Below are 22,131 nucleotides of genomic sequence, written 5' to 3'. Positions count from 1 at the left end.
AAGATCTAAGTGACAAGTAAGTGCTGTTCTACAATCGTTGCCAGCAATCGAGCAGCGACTTTGCAGCTACGACTATCCACATCAAAGGTTGGGTTGATCTCAGCAATATCTGCCATTTTTACTTTGCCTGATGACACAATCAGCTTGACCATACGCTCAACAAAACCAAGCTCAATACCAAAAGCAGCAGGCGCACTGACACCCGGAACGATACTAGAGGGGAGACAGTCCATATCAATAGTGAGATAAATAATATCAACCTGATCTATGAAGCTTTTGACCTGCTCGGCAATGGTGTCCCAAGGCTTATAATGACAGTCTTCATCACTAATAACCTGTACGCCAAGTTGCTCAGCGCGATCAAAGAGCGCGGCGGTATTAGAAAAGCGACTGACGCCAATACAGCAATAATGAAAGGGCTGATCGTGTGCGTCAAGATGCTCGGCAATCTGGCGAAACGGTGTACCAGAAGTCGCCACATCAGACTGACGAATATCAAGATGGGCATCGAAATTAATAATCCCGATAGTAGGCGCTGTGTTTGTGCTGATAGTTGTATCGTTTGCCTTTTCTAAGGCCTGCCATAATCCCAAAAAGCTACCATAAGCAATGGCATGACCACCGCCAAGCCCGATGGGTAATCCACCTTGCTTGACGATAGTGCTCACTGCATCGGCATATTTGATCTGAGCTTGCTCAAGAATACTGTCGGCAAAGCCATCATTGTCATCACAATGAATGTCGCCAGCATCACCCAATAAGGTTGATAATTGACTATCAAAGCGTTGTTGCAAATCAGCGATGACTGGCAGCGTAGCAAAAGCTCGACGAATCAATGGCGGGGCAGCTCTAGCACCCACGCGTCCTTGATTGCGTCTGACGCCTTGATCACAGGCAAAGCCAATTAGCCCAATATGTTGAGCCTCATAAGGCTGAGCAAGCTGATACCAATAACGGGCGCGTGCAGTCTCAAACGGCTCTGCGCGTCCTGTCCACTGAGTCATATCAGCAGGTGTATGGCAAATGGGTGTGGTCATGTTTGTGACTGCCATCATGGCTCTCCTTTTACCAGCCAATGCTTATTTAGACTCGTACCAGTTCTGACGTAGTTCTTGCCAATGCTCAGCAAGTGTACCGTCTAGTACTAACTGCTTGGCCGCTTCGATATCAGGGGCGAGGTAGCGATCTTTATCATAGAACGTCACTTTCTCACGTAGTTTTTGATGTGCCACAGTCAACGGCTCTGATGTCTCGAGTCCTCGATGAAAATCAATACCTTGACCAGCAGCCAGTAGCTCAATACCTATGATAGTCGCAGTGTTTTGCGCCATCTCATATAGGCGGCGTGCGCAATAGGTAGCCATGGATACATGGTCTTCTTGGTTGGCAGAGGTTGGGATGCTATCGACGCTACCTGGATGGGCGATAGATTTGTTTTCTGAAGCCAGTGCAGCAGCGGTCACATGCGCAATCATAAAGCCTGAGTTGACCCCAGCGTTATCGACTAGGAATGGTGGCAGACCACCTGACAAAGTTGCATCGATCAGCAAAGCGACACGGCGCTCAGACATCGAGCCAATCTCAGCGATAGCCAATGCTAAAATATCCGCGGCAAAAGCGACTGGCTCAGCATGGAAGTTACCACCTGATATGGCGACCGGACCATCTTCATTATTAAAGATAAGCGGATTGTCTGTTACCGCATTAGATTCGATGAGCAGCGTTTTCCCTGCTTGGTTGATAATATCAAGACAAGCACCCATGACTTGTGGCTGACAGCGTAAGCAATAAGGGTCTTGAACGCGATCATCTTGTTCGCCATCGTGCGAGGCACGGATAGCACTGCCTTTGATCAGTTGACGGTGTGCTTTGGCGATCTCTATCTGACCATGATGACCGCGTACTTCGTGAATACGCGCATCAAATGGTGAATCTGAGCCTTTGGCGGCATCAATTGACAGTGAGCCGACGATAGTAGCAGTCTCAAGTAAATCACGCGCTAAGAAATAACCACGTAATGCTAGCGCAGTTGAGACTTGCGTACCGTTGATAAGCGCAAGGCCTTCTTTGGCTGCCAATGTGATTGGCTCAAGTCCATGCTTTGCTAGGGCATCAGCAGCTGGCACTTTTTTACCAGCGACAAACACATCACCTTCACCCATCATCGCAAGTGTCATATGTGATAGTGGCGCTAAGTCACCAGAGGCACCAACTGAGCCTTTGGCTGGGATATTTGGGGTGATTTGATTGTTGATTAAACCAAGTAAACTATCTACCACCTCGCGACGTACGCCAGACACACCTTGTGCTAGGCTAGCAACTTTCATCACCATAATCAGGCGCACCACGCCCTCTGGTAGCGCGTCACCTGTACCTACCGAGTGAGAAATGATTAGGTTACGCTGTAGCAGCTCAAGCTGGTCATCACTGATGCGGGTTTTGGCAAGCAGACCAAAGCCGGTGTTAATGCCGTAGGCGCTCTTATCACGCTCAATAATGGTTTTGACATTGTTATGCGAGGCGTCAATCGCCTCATACGCACTCTCAGGCAAGCTCAATACCACGGGCTGATCGTAGATGTCGCGTAGCATCTTGAAGCTAAGCTGGCGTGGATGTAGGGTAAGTTGTTTGATGTTGCTCATAAGGGTAATCCTAGTTGCATAGACATATAAGTGTTTGTCTTTATAATATTAAGGTAGTTCAAACTATTTGATCATTGGCAGATTTAAACCATAATCTTGCGCTGTCTTAATCGCCAACTCATAACCTGCATCGGCATGACGCATGACGCCTGAGCCGCAGTCATTGACCAGTACGCGTGACAAGCGTTTGGCTGCGGCATCTGTACCGTCCGCCACGATGACCATGCCTGAATGCTGCGAGTAGCCCATGCCGACACCGCCGCCATGATGTAGTGATACCCACGTTGCGCCGCCTGCTACGTTTAGCATACCGTTCAACAGTGCCCAATCAGATACCGCATCTGAGCCGTCTTTCATGCTTTCGGTCTCGCGGTTGGGGCTGGCGACCGAGCCCGTGTCGAGGTGGTCACGACCGATAACGATTGGGCCTTTTAGCTCACCGTTTTTGACCATTTCATTAAATGCCAAACCTGCTTTATCACGTTCGCCAAGACCCAACCAGCAGATACGTGCAGGCAAGCCTTGGAACTGAATACGCTCTTTTGCCATATCGAGCCAGCGGTGGACGTGGGTGTTTTCTGGGAACAGCTCTTTGATTTTTTGATCGGTCTTATAGATGTCTTCTGGATCACCTGAGAGCGCTACCCAGCGGAATGGGCCTTTGCCTTGGCAAAACAGCGGACGAATATAAGCAGGGACAAAACCGGGGAAATTAAAGGCATCTTTGACGCCTTCATCAAACGCCACCTGACGGATATTATTACCGTAATCGGTCGCTGGAATATCCATCGCTTGCAAGTCTAAAATCGCTTGGACGTGTACGGCACAAGATTGAGCAGCGGCTTTGGTGAGAGCTGCATGTTGCTCTGGATCTTCTTGAGCGGACCTCCATTCTTCGACCGTCCAGCCGCTTGGTAGATAGCCATTGATCAGGTCATGCGCTGAGGTTTGATCGGTCACCAAATCAGGTTTGATGTCTCCTTCACGAGCGCGCTTAACGATTTCAGGCAAGATATCTGCAGCGTTACCAAGTAGCGCGATAGAGATCGCCTCGCCTGCTTTGGTATGCTGCTCAATCAATTCATAAGCATGGTCAAGATCGCGCGCTTGCTTATCGACATAACCCGTGCGCAAACGGAAATCGATACTAGACTGCTGGCATTCGATGTTCAATGAGGTTGCGCCTGCAAAGGTTGCGGCCAGTGGCTGCGCCCCACCCATACCGCCAAGACCTGCGGTCAAAATCCAACGACCCGCCCAGCTGCCATTATAATGCTGACGACCTGCTTCAACAAAAGTCTCGTATGTGCCTTGCACGATGCCTTGCGTACCGATATAAATCCAGCTACCTGCGGTCATCTGTCCGTACATAAATAAGTCTTTGCGATCGAGCTCATTGAAGTGCTCCCACGTTGCCCAGCGTGGCACAAGGTTTGAGTTGGCAATCAATACGCGCGGTGCGTTCTCATGAGTTTGAAACACGCCCACAGGCTTGCCTGATTGTACGAGTAAGGTTTCGTCATCTTCTAATTCTTTGAGCGACTCTAGGATTTGATCATAGCTCTCCCAGTTACGCGCGGCGCGTCCAATACCACCGTATACTACAAGACTTTTTGGGTTTTCTGCCACATCAGGATGTAGATTGTTTTGTAGCATGCGATACGGCGCTTCGGTCAGCCAGCTTTTACAGTGCAACGTGCTGCCAGTAGGGGCGGCGATATCGCGAGACTCATCACGGCGGGTAAGTTTTTTGTTGGTTCCGTTTTCAGTAGTCATGGTCATATCCTTGTGGTAGCTCATAGGGCGATAAAATAATAAGAGTAAGTGTTTTATAGGCAGTCTATAAAGGCATCGAAATATAGAGTAGCTAGATCAAGATTTTTAGACTTGCTATAAATTGTATATACAAATTATCAAAGATGCTTTTTTCATGCAAGGATTTTTGATAAAAATTAGAATTAATGAAAAAAAGAGCATAACTGATAGAATGATATGAATAAAAGTTCGCATGATTGTCGTGATATTATGGCGCTACTCTTATTTATTAGCGGAACTGACGGTTTAAAACAAATATGACAAAAACGATTCCGGCGTATCAGCGGATTAAAAATGCGATATTAGACAATATTCACTCTGGCAAATGGCAAGCGGGCAGTGCGATCACTACAGAAATGGCACTGGCGACAGAGTTTGGTGTCTCACGGATGACGGTGAATCGCGCGCTCAAAGAGCTAAGCGAAGAGCGTGTATTGGAGCGGCGTCAAGGCTCAGGAACCTTTGTCGCGCAGCAGCAATTCAACCATACCTTTGTAGAAGTGCGTAATATCGCAGAGGATCTCAAATCTGCCAATCGCGATTATGAAGCAAAAGTGGTGAGTAAGCGCGCGGTGACTGCTGCTATGCTCGATGATGAGTTGCGCCGTAAGTTTGGTATTGAAGAGACGACCAATACGCCCGATACAACGCTAGATAACCGCAGTGATACGCCCGTTTTATATGAGGTGAAAATCATTCACGTTGCAGATGGTCAGCCTATACAATTCGAAGAGCGCTGGGTCGATGCCAAAAAAGTGCCACATTTTATTGATCAGGATTTTACCGTGGTTAATACCAGTGATTATCTGGTCGCCAAAATACCGCTAGAGAGTGGCAGCTACACCATACGTGCGCTAGCGGCGCCAAACGAGGTGGCAGATGCGTTGCAGATTGCGCCGCAGTCGCCGACATTGGTATTGCGTCGCCAGACTTATTCAGCTGGTCAAGTCGTCACTTTTGTGAAGATGTGGCATGCAGGAGATCGCTATCAATTCTCGGGTGAGCTGTAGTTTTGCGCTAATGGCGGTCATTACCTGACGCACGCTCACGGAGTTTGTACGCTTTTTTATCTAAAGTAAGATATTATATTTATGAGCAGCGATTGATCCAGTAGCAACTATGAACGTTTGATCGGCTGCCTATTGAATGATCATACGCTATAAAAATTCGAAAATAATAGGGTCGCCGCATTGAAAAATATGCTGACTAACCTCAAATCGAGCAACCAAAGCCGAATTTTGCAGGGCGATTATTATATTGCCCTCTTGTATCAGCTTTTCCCTATTTATTGGCGCTAACTGTTTTCATGTAAACCCTTTTATCTCATTTATCTACTTTTATATTTTATAAGGACGTCTTATGAAACGTCGTACTCTTTTAGCCCTTGCTGCTAGTACTGTGTTACTTGCTGCTTGTGGTCAGTCTAATACTAATGAAGCTGACACTACTGCCACTGACACCACCTCGACTGGCGGTTCTGATTTGCTGCAACGTATCAATAACGGTGGTACGATTAACGTCGGTACAGAGGGTACGTACCCTCCATTTACCTATCATGATGAGAGTGGCAAGCTGACAGGCTATGACGTCGAAGTGACTCGTGCGGTCGCTGACAAGCTAGGCGTTGATGTTGAGTTTAAAGAGACTCAGTGGGATGCGATGCTAGCAGGTTTGGATTCAAAACGCTTTGATATGGTGGCCAACCAAGTCAGCTTAACGACGCCTGAGCGTCAAGCCAAATATGACAAATCTATGGCTTATAGCTGGTCAGGCGCGGTTGCATTGGCACCGACTGATGACAACCGTTATAGCTCTTGGGATGACCTAAAAGGTTTACGTACGGCTCAATCACTCAGCAGTAACTACGGCGAGCTGGCAGAAAAATACGGCGCAGAAATCGTCCCTGTCGATGGTATGGCACAAGCGATCCAATTGGTCAAGCAAGACCGCGCTGACTTCACGATGAATGACAATCTAGCCGTACTCGATTATCTCAAAAAATTCCCAGATTCTGATCTTGAGATCAAATTGACAGCCCCACCAAGTGAACAAACAGGCTCAGGTCTCGTGCTCATCAAAGGCAACGATGAAGTGGTGGCAAAACTGGATGAAGCAATGGCCGCACTCGCCGCTGATGGTACACTCACCAAACTTAGTAAAGAGTTCTTTGGTGCTGATGTAAGTCAACAAAAGTAATGTTGGCTTCTATCACATCTGTGCTCGCAGAACTATTGGCATTATTGCCATTTATGAGTCCTGATCGAGCACAGATCGTCATCTCGTCGTTTTGGCCAATGCTCAAAGGCGGTATCTATTATTCGATACCGCTGGCATTGATCTCGTTTTCTATCGGTATGGCGATTGCCCTGACCGTTGCTTTGATTCGAATTGTACCGCGTACTGGTTGGTTCCATGAGATCATTTATCGATTGGCTCGTATCTATGTATCCGCGATTCGGGGTACACCGATGCTGGTTCAGCTGTTTATTATTTTCTACGGTTTACCAAGTGTGGGCGTCAAGCTCGACCCGTTTCCCTCAGCGATCATTGCATTCTCGCTCAATATTGGTGCTTATGCATCAGAGACGGTGCGCGCCTCGATTTTGTCGATTCCAAAAGGGCAATGGGAAGCGGGTTCAACTGTCGGCTTGACGTATTTACAGACATTTCGTCATGTGATTTTACCGCAAGCGCTGCGCGTGTCAGTGCCGCCATTGTCTAATACCTTTATCAGCTTGGTAAAAGACACTTCACTTGCATCACTGGTATTGGTCACTGAGCTGTTTAAACAAGCGCAGATCATCACAGCTCGTAACTATGAATTTATGCTGGTGTATACCGAAGCGGCGATTATTTATTGGGGTATCTGTCTGTTCTTGACCTTTATCCAAGGCAAGCTTGAGACTCGATTAGACCGTTACGTGGCAAAGTAAGTCATAGCTGAGCTGCTTGACAAGAGCGCTTAGCAACCGACCATCGTACATATAGACCAGTACAATAGGAATTTTTATGATCAAAGTCACTAATATTCATAAAGCCTTTGGTGGCAATCAGGTGCTAAAAGGCATCGACTTGACCATCAATAAAGGTAAAGTGGTCGTCATATTAGGACCTTCAGGCTCGGGTAAAACCACGTTTTTGCGCTGTCTCAATGCGCTGGAGATTCCTGATAAAGGTGTCATTGCATTTGATGATGACAGCTTAAAAGTTGACTTTGCAACTAAGCCAAGCAAAAAAACGCTGCTCGCTTTGCAGCGCAAATCAGGTATGGTATTTCAGTCTTATAATTTGTTTCCGCACAAGACTGCGATCGAAAATCTCATGCTCGGCCCGATAGTGGTACAAGGTAAAAACAAGGCTGAGATGCGTAAAGACGCGCTGGTATTGCTTGAAAAAGTCGGACTGGCGGACAAAGCTGAGCTGTACCCGTTCCAGCTATCGGGTGGTCAGCAGCAGCGTATTGGCATCGCCCGTGCGCTGGCGATTGAGCCTGATCTGCTATTGTTTGATGAGCCAACGTCTGCACTAGATCCAGAGCTGGTACAAGATGTGCTTGAGACGATGAAGCAGTTGGCGTCAGAAGGCTGGACGATGGTGGTGGTCACTCACGAAATCAACTTTGCCCGTGATGTGGCAGATCACGTGGTCTTGATCGAAGACGGTGTCGTTGTCGAAGAGGGCAGCGCTAAGCAGCTGTTTGAAGACTCAACGCATCCGCGGACGCAGGCATTTTTGCAGCGTATCGAGCAGTAAGCGATTTATATCGTTGCAATATGTTTAGTTGGAAAGAAGCCCATTGAGGGCTTTTTTTGTGTGTATAATTTGAGTTTGACGGTTTGGGGTAAATTTTACGTAGCCTCTGTCAGCGGAGATACAGCAAGCGAGAAAAATACCTTTTAATAAAGTTTATCTATTGCGTCGTTTTTTTAATCTAGATTTAGTTATCGCGCCCTACCAGACAACCAAATAACAAGGCTAGACCGTTTGCCGTCTTTTAAGCCAGCGAGGGACGCGCGTGGTCGTGCCATTAACCACTGCATTTAACAACGCCGCCAGCAAAATCAGTGTCACGCCCAGATATTGAATCCAAGACAGAGCTTGATGTAGCAGTATCATTGCCAGCGCAATCGCCGTCAACGGCTCAAAAATCGTAAACACAGATGCACGCGAGGCAGGCAATTTCTCCAGCGCTTTCATATACAGGCCAAAGGGCACGACAGTACCCAAGAGCGACAGCCCTAACACATAGCCCCAAGTCAGTAGTGGTAACGACATTAGCTGCTCATAGGTGTGATACGTTTCGGGTAGTAGTAGCAGCCCGCCCGCGCTGATGATCACAGAGGTAAAAAACACCAAAGGAGCTGGATGCGCGTCATGCATCGCGCGCTTACCGAGCACGCCGTATAAGGAGTAGCACATCCCTGCTGCCAACCCGAGCAAAACACCCCAATTGACCTCTGCTTGCTCACCCAGCATCGTCAACCCAACCCCAAAAACCGCCATGAATGCCAGCGCGATAGATTTTCGCGTGACGGACTCACTGAGCAAAAACTTTGAGAATAGCAGGCTAAACACAGGCGCGGTATACAGCAAAGCCACCGCAGGGCCCGCGCCAACATAACTGACAGCAAAAAAATAGCAGACGGACATCCCCAGTACACCAATCAAGGACTGAAGTGCCAAGCCAAACCACTGCTTGGGTCGTAGTTTGATCAGCTGTGGCCATAGGGTCGGTAACATGGCTAGCACAATCACTGCCGCTGTCACGATGCGTAATATCGTGACTTGCCAACCACTAAAGCCCATTTGATTGAGGTAGGTTGAGAATATTCCAAGCGTCCCCCAGCAGGTTGCCGCGGTAATGATTTGGACAATGCCTATCCATGACTGATGCGAGTGTATCGCCGCTGTACTGTCGATATTTGCCATAGTGGTTTCTTCTTACGATCTAAATGACATTGGGCTATTGCCAGAGCGCCTGTGATGTAAAAGCACCAAGCCATATTGCAATAAGAAAAGACAACCGGTTCAAGGGCTGTCTTTTGTTTGTTCTTTTAGTCTATCATTAAAAGATTATAAACTGCTACTAGGGCGTGGTCTAAATTCAATCGACTATTATTTAAAATGGAAGACGTGGCTGGATAGTAGCATTTACACCTGCAGTAAAAAGTTACTCAGCAACCGCTTAGCACCTTCAGTGGCAAAGGACTCAGGGTGAAATTGCACGCCTTGGATTGGGTATTCTTTGTGCTTTAGTCCCATAATCTCATCGCCCGTCAGCGCAGCTTCATCAAAGCTTGATGTCGCTCGCTCGTCATTGGCGACAACTGAGGTGATCGTTAGGCAGCTTGGGATCGTATCGGCTTTTACCACCAGTGAATGATAGCGCATGATTTCAAGCGCTTGCGGCAAGCCTTTATAGATACCCTTACCATCATGGCGAATCGATGAGACCTTGCCATGCATCGGCACACTGGCACGTACCACATCACCGCCGAACACATGCGCGATGCCCTGCATACCGAGGCACACGCCGAGTAGTGGCACAGTTTTGCCCAGTTTCTCGATGACCTCGCTACATATACCAAAGTAAGCGGGATCATCAGGGGAGCCAGGGCCAGGTGAAATGATGATTCTATCAAGATTCATTGCTTCTACCTCTGCGAGGGTAATCTCATTATTGCGCTTTACGGTGACGCGGCTCTGTGTTTCATCGCTCAATGTTTGCAAAATCTCGCCGATATATTGGTACAGATTGAAGGTAAACGAGTCGTAGTTATCGATAATTAAAACATTCATGGGTCATAAACTCTTTGATAAAAATAGGGGTAATTATGGTTGCATAAAGCTGTCTAATACGACTTTCATCGCCGACAGCTTACGCTGAATCTCTAGATACTCATCGGCTGGGTTTGAGTCATAGACATTGCCGCCGCACGTTTGCGCGTAGGCTGACTCGCCGCTGATAAACAGGCTACGAATTGGAATGGCAAAAATACAATCACCATTGAAGTTAAATGAACCCAGCGCGCCGCCATAAGCACCGCGCCCATCGGGCTCCAGCTCGTTAATCACCTTAATAGCCTCTACCTTAGGAGCGCCTGATAACGTACCAGCGGGGAAGTTGCTAGCAAGGGCACTGAACATATCTTCGTCAGGGTGCAGGATGCCGACGATCTCAGAGGAGATATGCTGTACGTGCGAGAAGCGCTTGATGTCCATCAAACTACGCACTTTTACCGTGCCAAATCGCGCCACTCGGCCAATATCATTACGATGCAAATCAACCAGCATATTGTGCTCGGCAATTTCTTTGTCATCGTTAAGTAGAGCACGGGCAAGTTTGCGATCTTCTGCTACATCGACGCCGCGCTTGGCAGTACCTGCGAGTGGGTAAGTTTCCATCTCGCCTTGACGCAAGCGAAACAGTAGCTCAGGGGAAGCACCAATAATGCACTGCTGAGCAAATTTCATAAAATACATGTGCGGCGAGGGGTTCACGGTACGCAATTTTTCGTAGATGGGCATTTTGTCGCCAGCAATACGATATTTGGACTTAAACCCAACCTCACACTGAAAGATACGACCAGAGATGATGTCTTCTTTGACCTGCATCACTACCTTGGCATGCTCCTCTTGACTCATACCATCGCCCAAAAATTCAACGGTGGGCGCTTCGTAGCTGGGAACTGGCTCATCAAGTAGGGCTTTGATTTGCTCGATACGATTATTCTGCTGAGCGGTTGGATAATAAAAGTAGAAAATCTCACCCGTCATTTTATCGAGCGTCAATCCATCTAAATAGACGCCAAATTTAAATGGCTCAAAGTCGTCACTGGCTTTGGCTGTCAGGCTTGGCTCAAAAAAATTGACGCAGTCATAGCCCAAATAACCGACGAGACCGCCACTTTGATCACGGGCAATGACGTGCTGCGGCGTGATGGCGCGGAGCAATTGATAAGGATTGTCAGTTTGATAACGAGTCGTTTCAGCCGTTTTATTGTCCGTGATAGCGAGCGTATTACGGTCAATAGCAGCGATGGTGGTCACAGGATCAAAGCCGATGGCATGGTGGCGTGAGATGTGACTGTCTTCGCCCAATGATTCGAGCAAATAACAGGTGTCAAAAGCGCTCTCGATACGTTTGAATAATGCAAAAAAATCGATATCTTGCGTGAGCTTGATACGTTGTGGTTTGCTCGGGATATCGATAGGTGCAGGTTGGATATGTATGGGCGTACTAGCAGTCATAATAAAGTCCAAAATGGTTCAAATATGTGTCAATCAACAATTAATAAAGTAATGAGGAAAAGGGTAAACGGTATTGGGATCGGTGGTTTAAGACCGTTCTCTATGAGTCGCAAGTAATGCACTCACATCATGGCTGTGCATGGCTCTAGCACCGCGTGAGACAGTCGCAATACCCACGCCCAGTTGCTCAGAGATGTCACGCTGTGTGATACCACGATCAAGCAAGTCAAAGATACGAATGCGGTTAGCAATATCATGCTGCTCTTTATCTGTCAGCAGGGCACTGAGTAGCTTTTCAATCTCTGCGCTATCAGTACAGTTTGCCAGATGACTCAGTAAGCTGTGATAAGGGTCGGTACTCATAATCGTGGTCTTAATCAAATAAAGTTTTCATCAAAAAACAGTCAGGATAGCCATGATACTTTTGGCTTGTATCAGCATTCTAGTACAGTAGTACAAGAAATACAAGTGATGAGCTAAGTTAATAGCAGGCTGCTATAGACGTGATGATAGACGTGATGATTTTTAAGATTTGTTTATATAGATTCAACTCGTCGTCATTGTCATATTTGATAGCATATTTATAGTTGGTACCAAGCGTTGCTGCGTTGTATTGCTACGTCCACCTGGAGTACTAAGTACTAGAATTGAGAACTTATTATATTAATTATTGCCAAATTGTTAATACTTAGTTATTATGCCTCTCATTATTTAAACGCTAATCATTATCATTAGTATTAATAGTGTTATTTGCACGACATGATTGAGTGTTTTTAAGGTAATGAATCTTCTGATAGGCGTTATTTTCAGGACTATTCGATGATAGGTTTTAAAAATAATTCTAATTTTTGACAGTAAATAAAGTGAGTAGATGTGTTATGCGCGAAGTAAAGTTATCTAGCAGATTGACTGTGCTATCTATGGGTGTAGCAGCGGCATTGTGTGCACAAGCTGCCAGTGCTGCAACGGCAGCAGATATGCCAAATACGACGTTGCAAACGATTACCGTGACAGCAAATAGCTCTGTCCGCGATAGTGTACAAGAAGACTCTGTCTATATAGATGACTATACGCCAGCAGCTCAAGCAAGCCATCTGAGCGATTTTCTGGACGTCGTACCGGGGGTAAGCGTAGGCGGTACCTCATCGGTCAACCAACGTATTCGTGTACGTGGTCTTGATGATACCAACCTAAAAGTAACGATTGATGGCGCACGTCAAGAAGGCGCGTTGTTCTACCACATGGGTGATGTCACGATTGATCCAGATCTGCTAAAACAAGCAGAGGTGTCAGTGGGCAATAACTCAGTGACGCTCGGTAATGATGCTATCGGCGGTGCGGTTGCTTTTGAGACAGTCGACGCGGCAGATTTACTTAAGCCTGGTCAAAAAGTAGGTGCTAAGCTGCATGCAGGCTACGGCAGCAACAATGATGAACTGCTAACCTCAGCTACTGTATATGGTACGCCAACAGAAAATATTGATTTACTGGCTTATTATGGCAAACGCGATGCTAATGCTGGTGAAGATGGTAAAGGCCGTAAAATCCAAACGGAAGATAGCGAAGGCGAAAACATCTTATTAAAAGCGGGTGCGTATGTCGGTAGTGATCATCATGTAGGCGCTAGCTTTAGCCGTACCGAAAACAAAGGCAAGTTCCCATTACGCCCAGATTTTCCTGCTGGGGGTTGGAACCCAATCATCCCGCAGGAAGTCAAACGCGATACCTATGCGCTTGACTACGCATACAGTCCTGCCAACCAGTTGGTCAATGTAGACGCCAATGTATATCAGACCAGCACACAGATTTTGCGTAACTCTGATGGCGTACCTGGGTTTGAGTTTGATGCGGAGGTCAAAACCACAGGCGGCAAAATACAGAACACCAGTATCGTTGATAGCAGTATCATCAATGGTTTGCCAGGGGCTCATAAGTTAATCGCTGGGGTTGAGCATTACAAAAAAGAATCTGAGATGACACGCGATTTTGGCAAAGCGAGCACTGATGAGGCAACCAATACCTCAGTCTATCTAGAAGACCAATGGCAAATGGGTAAGCTTAGTTTAACGCCAGGCGTCCGCTATGACCGTTATGAATCTCCAGAGTACGTATCGGCTGGCAAGACTTACGACAATGTTGTTGGCGCATTGGCCGCCAGTTACGAGATTGCACCGCGTACCCAGCTATTTGCTAGCTACACGCAGTTATTTAATGGCCCAGATCTTAGCCAAACGATTTTTAATTCCGACGGTGTTGATACCTATGTGAATAATGATCTAAAAGCAGAAGAAGGTGACAATGCAGAAATCGGTATTGCGACAACGCTGCGTGGTTTGACCATGGCTGACGACTCTTTAAAACTGAGTGCTAAGTACTTTGAAACCAATATCGAAAACTATATTGAGTTCGTACGTGCAGGTAATGGTAGAGTTGGTTTAGATTGTGCGACTGGACAATTAAACGGTAGCTGCCAAGGTGTCATTAATAATGACGAAGATTTTAAGATCAAAGGCGTAGAGTTATCAGCTGATTATCGCGCAGATAATTTCAACATGGGTCTAAGCTATGCTCGTGCACGTAGCAAAGGCGAAGATACGGGTTACAATATCTCTTCTGTCAGCGGCAGTGGCTCAGAGTCTGGTGGCAAGTACATGGTCAATCTTGGTTACGCTCCAACCAGTACCACCGAGCTTGGCTGGCGCAGTACTTATGTCGCCGATGTGACACCAAATACCGCTGGTGATGACAACGAAAAACCAGGCTATGACGTGCATGATATCTTTATGACTTATGCACCAACTCAAATCGAAGGTCTAAAGGCCACGCTAGGTGTTTACAATATCTTTGATGAGACTTATGCAAGTCATGCATCTCGCAACTCTATCGATGATGCTTATACTGATTTTGAGATGGGACGTAATATCAAAACGTCTTTAACGTATCAGTTCTAATATATAGTCAATCAATATTAAAAGTGGTACAAGGCAGACGATTGCAAGTACTACAGTAGTAGGCTAAACGAGTCTAACGCTGTAACACTTTAATAGTGGTTCGACTATAGCTTATCTGGTTTGAGTCTAATCGTACTTATAGAGTCAGCTGTCTGTACATGGGAGCTGGCTTTTTATTGCCTACTGGCTTTTGGATTGGCTATAGCAGCAATGACGCTAACGGATAAATACCTACCCAAACAACATATAATAAAGAACCAAGACCAATGATTACATTCAATCCTCGTCAAGCCTGCTTGTGGATTCACCGTTATACTGGGCTTGCTATGGCAGCCTTTTTAATCATTGCCAGTCTCACGGGTGCGCTGCTCGCTTTTCATCATGAGTTAGATGACTTGTTTAACCATAAACTGGCGCGTGTCGAGGCACAAAACACGCCGATACAGTCTGTCGCTGCGCTGCATGATAGTGTGATCCGTACCTATCCACAGTATGGTTTTTCAAGTTTGCCGACGACCATTGAGGCGGGCAAGTCAGCGGTGTTTTCGGTAGATAGATGGCGCGGCGGCAAGCCTACCACGCCTGAGCCTGCTTTTAATGAGGTTTATGTCAACCCTTATACCGGCGCGATTATCGGTACGCGTGATAAGGAGGCATGGGCATGGCATAATACCATGTGGAAGGTGTTTTGGTTGCACCGCGACTTATTGCTTGGTGATATTGGTAAATGGGTCTTGGGTATTGTCTCGCTAGTTTGGACGATTAATTGCTTTATTGGCTTTTACTTAACGTTTCCTCGAGCAGTCAAATCGAGTCAGTCAAAACAAGTCTCTAGCAAAAAACGCGCCTCGCTGTTTAAGCGCTGGCTACCTGCATGGAAAATCCGTACTAAGACCAATACCTTTAAGCTTAACTATGATTTGCATCATGCTTTTGGTCTGTGGCTATGGGTGATGCTGTTTGTCATCGCTTGGTCGAGCGTTGGGTTTAATCTAAAACCCGTCTATCAGCCTGTGATGCAGGCAGTGGTCGGACTGATGCCAAGAGAAAGAGGGCGACCGCCAACCAAGCCTGAACCGAATAAAACAGTAGAAAATCAGGGTAGGGCAGATAAGTCTATAAATTCAAATACGACTGTTAACGATAGCCGCAATACAGCGGATGCCATTGCTCAAGCAGTCAATAAGAGCAACAGCATTGCCTATCTGAGTGCCCAAGCCGATATTGCGGCGCGGCAGAATGGCACGGCTGTACAGCAGTTATTGGGTATCCGCTGGGTTGCAGAGGACGAGCAATGGCAAATGCGTTTCAAAACAGATAGAGATATTGGTACACACAGCGGCGCGTCATCTATTACGGTTGATGCTGCCACAGGAGAGGTTGCGCGTGTTAGTTTTGGTTATCAAAGCGGTTTTGGTAACAAAGTAGACCAATGGCTGTCAACGCTGCATATGGGACATGTCGGTCAAGGTTGGAGCCATCGACTGTATCAAGCATTTTTGGCAATGATTGGACTGGCAGTTGCGGTGCTATCAGGGACAGGTGTGTATCTATGGTGGAAAGGCCGACAGCAGCGTTTAAAGGCGTTGCAAAAGCTCAAATAGATATTAAAACATGAAATTGATGTGCTCAATATAGTGCTAGTACCAATGTACTAGCATTATATTGAGCTTTTTTACATAAGAAGAAGTGGGGTTTTACACCGTATCAACAATCACAGGACGACCCTGATGATTGAGCACAGTCACATCGACATTGTATAAATCTTTCATTGTCTCTTGAGTAATAACATCAGCAGGGCGACCAACAGCCATCACTTCTCCTGCTTTCATTGTAACGACCGTATCGGCAAATTGTGCTGCTTGATTGATATCATGTAGGACGATCACCACGGTTTTTTGCTGGCTGTGGCTAAGCGTACGTAGCTCACGCATGAGTCGACCAGCATGATACATATCTAGGTTATTGAGTGGCTCATCAAGCAATAGAAAGGGCGTATCTTGGCAGACAATCATCGCAATCAGCACGCGCTGACGCTGTCCACCTGATAGCGTTGACAAGAAACGCTCGGCAAGTGGCTCCAGCTCAAAGCGTTCAAGGATTTCTTGTACTTTTTGCTGATCTTCTGCGGTTGGTTGTCCTTGATGATAAGGGTAACGACCAAACATCAGCAGCTCATGCACGCGTAGTCGTCCTTGTACATGGTTGTCTTGTCCGAGCATCGCGACCGTCTTGGCAAGTGTGCGCGCCTGACAACTGACAATATCACGTTCCTCATTATCTACAGCGAAGCTTATTTGTCCAGATTGTAGCGGCTGCAAGCGAGCCATGACAGAAAACAACGTCGATTTTCCAGCGCCGTTAGGCCCAATCAAAGCAATGACCTGCGCCGTTGGTAGGGACAACGTAATGTCATGCAAGATTTGTTGTTTGCCAATATGGTGAGAGATATTATTCAGTTTAATCATAATCGTCTTATTTAAAAAGTCTTAGGGCTTTCTTTATCAACAGCATCAGCTAAATAAACAATGTCGGCTAAGTCGTTATAACGAACGGCGCTGGGACATAAATATCAATGCCAAGAACACGAGGCCACCTGCGAGCTCTATCACAACGGACAATACGCCTGCCATATCTAGCACTTGCTCAAAGAGTGTCTGACCCAACACCAAGCAAATCATAGCGACCAAACTGACCAATATCAGCCGCTCAGTATGATACATGTGTCGAGCGATACGATTGGTCAATGCACAAACCAATAGACCAAAGAAAGTCACTGGACCGACCAGTGCCGTGGCTGTGGCGACTAGCACTGCGATAACAGTTAATAGGCCAAATGCCAGACGTTGATAATTGATACCAAGGTTAATGGCTTGGGCTTGTCCGAGCATCAGCACATCGCATTGGTAGCGCCAGCGCCAGACAAACACCGCAGTGATGATACAGATAAATAGGCTAATGCCTAATAGCTGAGGATTGACCGTATTGAACTGCGCGTAGCTAGCGGACTGTACGACCACAAAATCATCGGGGTTAATCAGCCGTGCAATGAGTGCTGATAAGCTGCGAAACAACACACCAAAGATAACGCCTACCAATATCAAGCGTGTCAGATCCTGACTGCTTTTAGAAAATAATAGCTTAAATAATAACAAAGATGCCCCAAACATCAGGACAATCTCTAGCGTGAACTTGGCAATAGGATCGAGACTGGTAAAACTAATCGCCCCTAAAAAGAAAACCAGTAAGCTTTGTAGCAAAACATAGAGGGAATCAAATCCGAGTAGGGAGGGCGTTAGAATTGGATTGTGAGTCAACGTTTGAAACAATAACGTCGACACGCCAATCGCATAGCCAACCACCATCAGTGCGAGCAGTTTTTTGCCGCGTAGCGGTAGCGCAAAGTCCCAATAGCCATTGACATTGAGTGTCATAAACAAGGTTATCGAGATCAGTAGAATAATAGCTGCAATGGATTTCGGATGCGCAGCTATCCATGCCCAAAGCTTTGCCAACTGACCTTGGGCAGCAGCTGAATACTGACCATCTGCTGCAGATGAGTTATCTATCGCTGTGTTGGTTTCCGTAGAACGAGCCTTTGTGGCACTAAGCTTAGTTGATGAGAACATAAATAAATCCTATGATGCCAAGCTTAGCTAAATAAGGCAAAAAATGAACGACGGTAAGTGAGTGGTTAATCGATTAAAGATTGCTGTTTTATTATTCAGCTTTACTGCTTAGTCTTATTGCTCAGCTGGCGCGCGCAGTAATAGCCATAAAAACAGCACTGTACCGACCACGCCAAATATGGTGGCAACAGGCACTTCAAATGGATAGCGAATCGAGCGACCGATAATATCGCACAGCAATACTGCCGAAGCACCAAGTAGCGCGACTGCAGGCAAGCTACGACGCAACTTATCTCCCATCAGTCGGCTCACAATGTTTGGCACGACGAGGCCAATAAAAGGAATCATACCGACCGTCACGACGACAACGGCACTCATCATGGCCACCATCCCCACACCAATCCACGTCACTTGGCGTTTACTAATACCTAAGTTCAAGGCGATATTGTCACCCAAACCAACGATGGTTAGCTTATCGGCGATGATATAGGCGAGTACACACAGCGCGCCCGTGAGCCACAAAAGCTCATAACGACCTGCCAAGACGCCTGAGAAATCCCCAAACTGCCACACGCTGAGCATCTGTAGCGATTCGGTTTGATAGGCGATAAAGGTAGTGACTGCTTCGATAATGCCGCCGAAGACAATACCAATCAGTGGAACCATCAAAAAATCAGTCGGCGGAATACGGTGAATCAATAGCATAAATAGCATCATGCCGAATACAGCGGCGATGGTCGCTACGCTCATCTTCACAATGAGCGCACTGGCAGGAAATAGCAGACTGACTACCAGCAAACCGAGTGCGGCGCTTTGGGTAGCACCGACCATGGACGGCTCTACAAAGCGGTTTTTTAGCACCACTTGGATGATCATTCCCGCCACTGCCATCGCAATGCCCGTCAAAATAATCGCAACGGTGCGCGGGATACGGCTGACCAGTAGTAGCGAGCTATCAGAGTTTGCACTATGACTAATGATACTTTGTAAGATACCCGACCACGAAAAGTCAGCCACACCAATAGATAAGCTCAATAACACCAAAAGCCCCATGATAATGAGGCTTGCGGTGTTGATTAACCACGGTGGCATGGCAGCACGTCGATATTTCGAGCCTAAAGTATGGCTAGCGCTTCCTTGCCAATTTGATACTGGCAGAGAAGCGTTAGGTTTGAGCCTAGCACGAGCACGGTGTGAAAATAACGACATAATCTTTATTGGCTTAAAAATGAGCAAGGTTAACGGTAATAATTACCTACTTGTGCAATAATCGTTTGTATAGAGAACGACGTTATTTAGCGTTAGCAAAGGCATCTTTAATCGTTGTGAGATCCTGTATCCATTGGTAATAGCCACCAAACGCTAGGTAAGAGTCTGGGCTTAGATAAACCACTTGCTGCTTGCTCCAAGCGTTGGTTTGCGCGACCAGCGGATTGTCCAATACGGCTTTGGCACCGATACCATCTTCACCAATCGCGGCGCTGCGATCGATAACAAACAACCAATCTGGGTTGGCTTTTTGGATATATTCAAAAGAGACCGGCTGTCCATGAGGGGCATCGGCAATTTGCTTATCTGCCATTGGCACATCTAGCACTGTATGGATAAACCCGTAACGAGATTTATCGCCATACGCTGACATTTTATTGCCATTAACCATAACGACCAGACCAGTGCCTTTATCTTTAGTGACACCCTTTGTCTCGTCAATCAGCGTATCTATGTCTTGTTGCAATCTAGCGGCCTGATCGCTTTTGCCAAACAACGCACCCAAATCATGCAAACGCTGCTTACTCGACTCATAAATATTAGCCGTGTCGATAGACATATCCAACGTCGGCGCGATGTTTGACAGCTCATTATACTTTTCTGCCATGCGTGAGCCCACCAATATTGCTTGTGGTTGCATGGCGTTTAATGCTTCAAGATCTGGCTCAAACACAGTGCCGACCGCTTTTGGTTCAGGCTGCGTTTTTGAGTGTAAATTGTCCAACAGCAAACTGCCTGGCATACCGTCAACAGCCACGTCTAGTGCTGCCAAGTCTTGCATCAAGGTCATGTCATAAACCACCAACGGTGAGGGACTCATTGCCAATTCAACATCACCCTTAACCGTATTCACCGTGATTTTTTCAGCAGAGACGGCATCGTTATTGGCCACGTTTGACGACTCATTGGCCGTTTGATTGGTAGCTGTAGCATCAGCGGTGTCAGTCTCAGGCGAGCTACAACCTGTCACACTGATAGCAGTGACTAGAGCTGTCATCATCAATAATGGACGTTTAAAAATAGGATTAGTACGACGGTGTGATAATGGGGTAGTAGACATAAGGGACTCGGTATATCAGGATGTTTAAGCAGTCTGTTAATAAGACAACTGCACAGGTAGCACAATAGAAATAGAAAATGATGAGAGCAGCTGGGCAGAGTAATGCTCATATCAAAGGGGTGCCGATAGAGCGCCTGTCAGTTTTACTCTCTAGCCTTATTCTTTTGGGTTGAGCGTTTTATGGTTTGGATATTTTTATGGGTATCAGTTTTTGATCATGATACGGAAAAACCAAACAGCCGTTATGATAAAGTAGTTGAGACTCATTATCAATAATAATAATGATAATGATTTTTATTGACGATAAGTATTTATCTAAAAGACTTATTAAAAAAGCGAGCTAAATACGGGCGAGATGGCAGTAATGCTCAATAGTTATAGGACATCTGTCAGAGATAAGAGGCAATGAGTTCACAAAGCAAAAAAAATATTATAAATTATTATTGATAATAATTATCGTTTGCATTATTATCAACGCCATTCCACCTCGGATAATAAACATTAGGCTGTTATGAGTTCAACGGATTTAGAGACACCACCAACCAGATTGATACTGCTATCTCTTCTCGTAGTAGTAGGGCTGCATGTACTCACCGCAGTCGCCTTGGCGGTGATCGAAACGCCCAAACCAAAGCCTGTGCCAAAAGAAGATATCACGCCTGTCGAAATAGAGTTTGTGACGTTACCTGCTAATAATGCAGTAGCGAAAGTAGAAACGAAAGAACCGGTTCAGCAGGTCAAGAAGGTCACCGTCAAAAAAGAAGTGCAACCTAAGCCTGTACAAAAGCCAAAAGCAGAGCCACCGCCTAAGAAGCGTGTCGAAACACCTATAGAACCAGCGAAGCCTGTGGTGAAAAAAGTATCTGAAACACCGCCAATCATCGCAACCGAAAAAACATCTACTGAGAGTAGTCAAAAGCCTGTACCAAAAGAAGCAGCACCCAAAAAGATCAGCCCAGAACCGATAGTCGATACATCGGCTGCTGATGAACAGCGCAAAGAGGCTGCTGCTCGAGCCAAAAAAGCCGCTCAAGAAGCACAAGACAGAGCAGCGCAAGAAGCTAAAAGAGTCGCGGATGCTAAGGCTGCGGCACAAGCAAAAGCTGCTAGAGAAGCAGAAGCCGCCGCCCAAGCACAAGCCGCTAGAGAAGCAGCTGAGGCAGCTGCAGAAGCTGCTGCTCGAGCACAGAGTAATGAGCCTGTGAGCTTTACTGCGAGCGCTGCCAATTGGGCCTCTGCGCCAAACTTTAGCTTTCCTGATCGTGCGGCACGTAGAGCGCGTTCAGGTGATACGCTCAACGTGGTATTGGTATTGCGTGTCAATAAACAAGGTGGTATCGATAGCGTGCGAGTGGCGCAGTCTTCAGGCAATACTTTGCTGGATAAAGAAGCCCAGCGTCAAGTACGCTCTGGCAAGTTCAAACCCTTTACCAAGAATGGCGCACCAGTGGTGGGCAATGTGACCTTGCCGATCAGCTATGTAGTTCCTTAAGTATTTATATTATATAACAACG

General features: G+C 46.5%; 18 protein-coding genes. 7 read left to right on the top strand and 11 right to left on the bottom strand.

The annotated features are described in order from the left end of the window. Positions 1 to 5: 5 nt before the first annotated feature. From hutG to hutU, 3 genes are all read right to left on the bottom strand, one after another. Entirely contained in the window at positions 6 to 1,037 is a 1,032-nt protein-coding gene (hutG, locus tag AOT82_RS05635; protein ID WP_071003668.1) for a formimidoylglutamase, read from the bottom strand. Positions 1,038 to 1,079: 42 nt separating this feature from the next. After that, positions 1,080 to 2,642 carry a histidine ammonia-lyase gene (gene hutH, locus AOT82_RS05630; RefSeq protein ID WP_071002171.1) on the bottom strand — a complete coding sequence of 521 codons (1,563 nt, stop codon included), beginning with the start codon at positions 2,640 to 2,642 and terminating at the stop codon, positions 1,080 to 1,082. Positions 2,643 to 2,705: 63 nt separating this feature from the next. Then, positions 2,706 to 4,418: a urocanate hydratase gene (hutU, locus tag AOT82_RS05625; RefSeq protein ID WP_071002170.1), complete on the bottom strand. Its 1,713-nt coding sequence runs from the start codon at positions 4,416 to 4,418 to the stop codon at positions 2,706 to 2,708. 296 nt (positions 4,419 to 4,714) lie between these two features. Between hutU and AOT82_RS05620 the strand changes: the two genes are divergently transcribed. The 4 genes from AOT82_RS05620 to AOT82_RS05605 all read left to right on the top strand — a co-directional run bounded on the left by AOT82_RS05620 (position 4,715) and on the right by AOT82_RS05605 (position 8,210). Continuing rightward, positions 4,715 to 5,467: a UTRA domain-containing protein gene (locus AOT82_RS05620; protein ID WP_071002169.1), complete on the top strand. Its 753-nt coding sequence runs from the start codon at positions 4,715 to 4,717 to the stop codon at positions 5,465 to 5,467. Between the two features lie 349 nt (positions 5,468 to 5,816). After that, on the top strand, positions 5,817 to 6,653 hold the full coding sequence (locus AOT82_RS05615; protein ID WP_071002168.1) for an amino acid ABC transporter substrate-binding protein: 837 nt from the start codon (positions 5,817 to 5,819) through the stop codon (positions 6,651 to 6,653). Beyond that, positions 6,653 to 7,390 (top strand): amino acid ABC transporter permease, encoded by a 738-nt coding sequence (locus AOT82_RS05610; RefSeq protein WP_071002167.1) that lies wholly within the window; start codon positions 6,653 to 6,655, stop codon positions 7,388 to 7,390. The genes AOT82_RS05615 and AOT82_RS05610 overlap by 1 nt, the downstream gene beginning before the upstream one ends. A gap of 76 nt (positions 7,391 to 7,466) precedes the next feature. Then, positions 7,467 to 8,210, top strand: coding sequence for an amino acid ABC transporter ATP-binding protein (locus AOT82_RS05605; RefSeq protein WP_071002166.1), 744 nt, complete (start codon positions 7,467 to 7,469; stop codon positions 8,208 to 8,210). 222 nt (positions 8,211 to 8,432) lie between these two features. On the opposite strand, the gene AOT82_RS05600 is transcribed toward AOT82_RS05605, so the two are convergent. The 4 genes from AOT82_RS05600 to AOT82_RS05585 all read right to left on the bottom strand — a co-directional run bounded on the left by AOT82_RS05600 (position 8,433) and on the right by AOT82_RS05585 (position 12,071). After that, positions 8,433 to 9,386: a DMT family transporter gene (locus AOT82_RS05600; protein WP_071002165.1), complete on the bottom strand. Its 954-nt coding sequence runs from the start codon at positions 9,384 to 9,386 to the stop codon at positions 8,433 to 8,435. A 222-nt stretch (positions 9,387 to 9,608) separates the two neighbouring features. Next, entirely contained in the window at positions 9,609 to 10,256 is a 648-nt protein-coding gene (locus AOT82_RS05595; RefSeq protein WP_071002164.1) for an anthranilate synthase component II, read from the bottom strand. A 33-nt stretch (positions 10,257 to 10,289) separates the two neighbouring features. Next, positions 10,290 to 11,708 carry an anthranilate synthase component I family protein gene (locus AOT82_RS05590; protein WP_071002163.1) on the bottom strand — a complete coding sequence of 473 codons (1,419 nt, stop codon included), beginning with the start codon at positions 11,706 to 11,708 and terminating at the stop codon, positions 10,290 to 10,292. Between the two features lie 87 nt (positions 11,709 to 11,795). Then, the gene (locus AOT82_RS05585; protein WP_058024441.1) at positions 11,796 to 12,071 is read right to left on the bottom strand and encodes a Trp family transcriptional regulator; all 276 of its coding nucleotides are present in this window, start codon (positions 12,069 to 12,071) and stop codon (positions 11,796 to 11,798) included. A gap of 515 nt (positions 12,072 to 12,586) precedes the next feature. Between AOT82_RS05585 and AOT82_RS05580 the strand changes: the two genes are divergently transcribed. After that, on the top strand, positions 12,587 to 14,659 hold the full coding sequence (locus AOT82_RS05580) for a TonB-dependent receptor domain-containing protein (RefSeq protein ID WP_071002162.1): 2,073 nt from the start codon (positions 12,587 to 12,589) through the stop codon (positions 14,657 to 14,659). A 266-nt stretch (positions 14,660 to 14,925) separates the two neighbouring features. Continuing rightward, positions 14,926 to 16,263 carry a PepSY-associated TM helix domain-containing protein gene (locus AOT82_RS05575; protein WP_071002161.1) on the top strand — a complete coding sequence of 446 codons (1,338 nt, stop codon included), beginning with the start codon at positions 14,926 to 14,928 and terminating at the stop codon, positions 16,261 to 16,263. 93 nt (positions 16,264 to 16,356) lie between these two features. Here AOT82_RS05575 and AOT82_RS05570 read toward each other — a convergent pair whose 3' ends face one another. The 4 genes from AOT82_RS05570 to AOT82_RS05550 all read right to left on the bottom strand — a co-directional run bounded on the left by AOT82_RS05570 (position 16,357) and on the right by AOT82_RS05550 (position 20,617). Then, complete coding sequence (locus tag AOT82_RS05570; protein WP_071002160.1) at positions 16,357 to 17,127, bottom strand: iron ABC transporter ATP-binding protein; 771 nt, start codon at positions 17,125 to 17,127, stop codon at positions 16,357 to 16,359. Between the two features lie 75 nt (positions 17,128 to 17,202). Continuing rightward, entirely contained in the window at positions 17,203 to 18,288 is a 1,086-nt protein-coding gene (locus AOT82_RS05565; protein WP_083328864.1) for an iron chelate uptake ABC transporter family permease subunit, read from the bottom strand. 114 nt (positions 18,289 to 18,402) lie between these two features. Continuing rightward, positions 18,403 to 19,380: an ABC transporter permease gene (locus AOT82_RS05560; RefSeq protein WP_071002159.1), complete on the bottom strand. Its 978-nt coding sequence runs from the start codon at positions 19,378 to 19,380 to the stop codon at positions 18,403 to 18,405. Positions 19,381 to 19,579: 199 nt separating this feature from the next. Beyond that, positions 19,580 to 20,617 carry a siderophore ABC transporter substrate-binding protein gene (locus tag AOT82_RS05550; RefSeq protein ID WP_083328862.1) on the bottom strand — a complete coding sequence of 346 codons (1,038 nt, stop codon included), beginning with the start codon at positions 20,615 to 20,617 and terminating at the stop codon, positions 19,580 to 19,582. Between the two features lie 511 nt (positions 20,618 to 21,128). On the opposite strand from AOT82_RS05550, the gene AOT82_RS05545 reads away from it, so the two are divergent. Beyond that, positions 21,129 to 22,109 (top strand): energy transducer TonB, encoded by a 981-nt coding sequence (locus AOT82_RS05545; RefSeq protein WP_071002157.1) that lies wholly within the window; start codon positions 21,129 to 21,131, stop codon positions 22,107 to 22,109. The last annotated feature ends 22 nt before the right edge of the window (positions 22,110 to 22,131 follow it).

The sequence above is a fragment of the Psychrobacter sp. AntiMn-1 genome, from assembly GCF_001854065.1.
GTDB classification, from domain to species: domain Bacteria; phylum Pseudomonadota; class Gammaproteobacteria; order Pseudomonadales; family Moraxellaceae; genus Psychrobacter; species Psychrobacter pacificensis.
The sequence above is the reverse complement of the archived record's forward strand: the minus strand, read 5'-3'. Positions and strand labels throughout refer to the sequence as shown.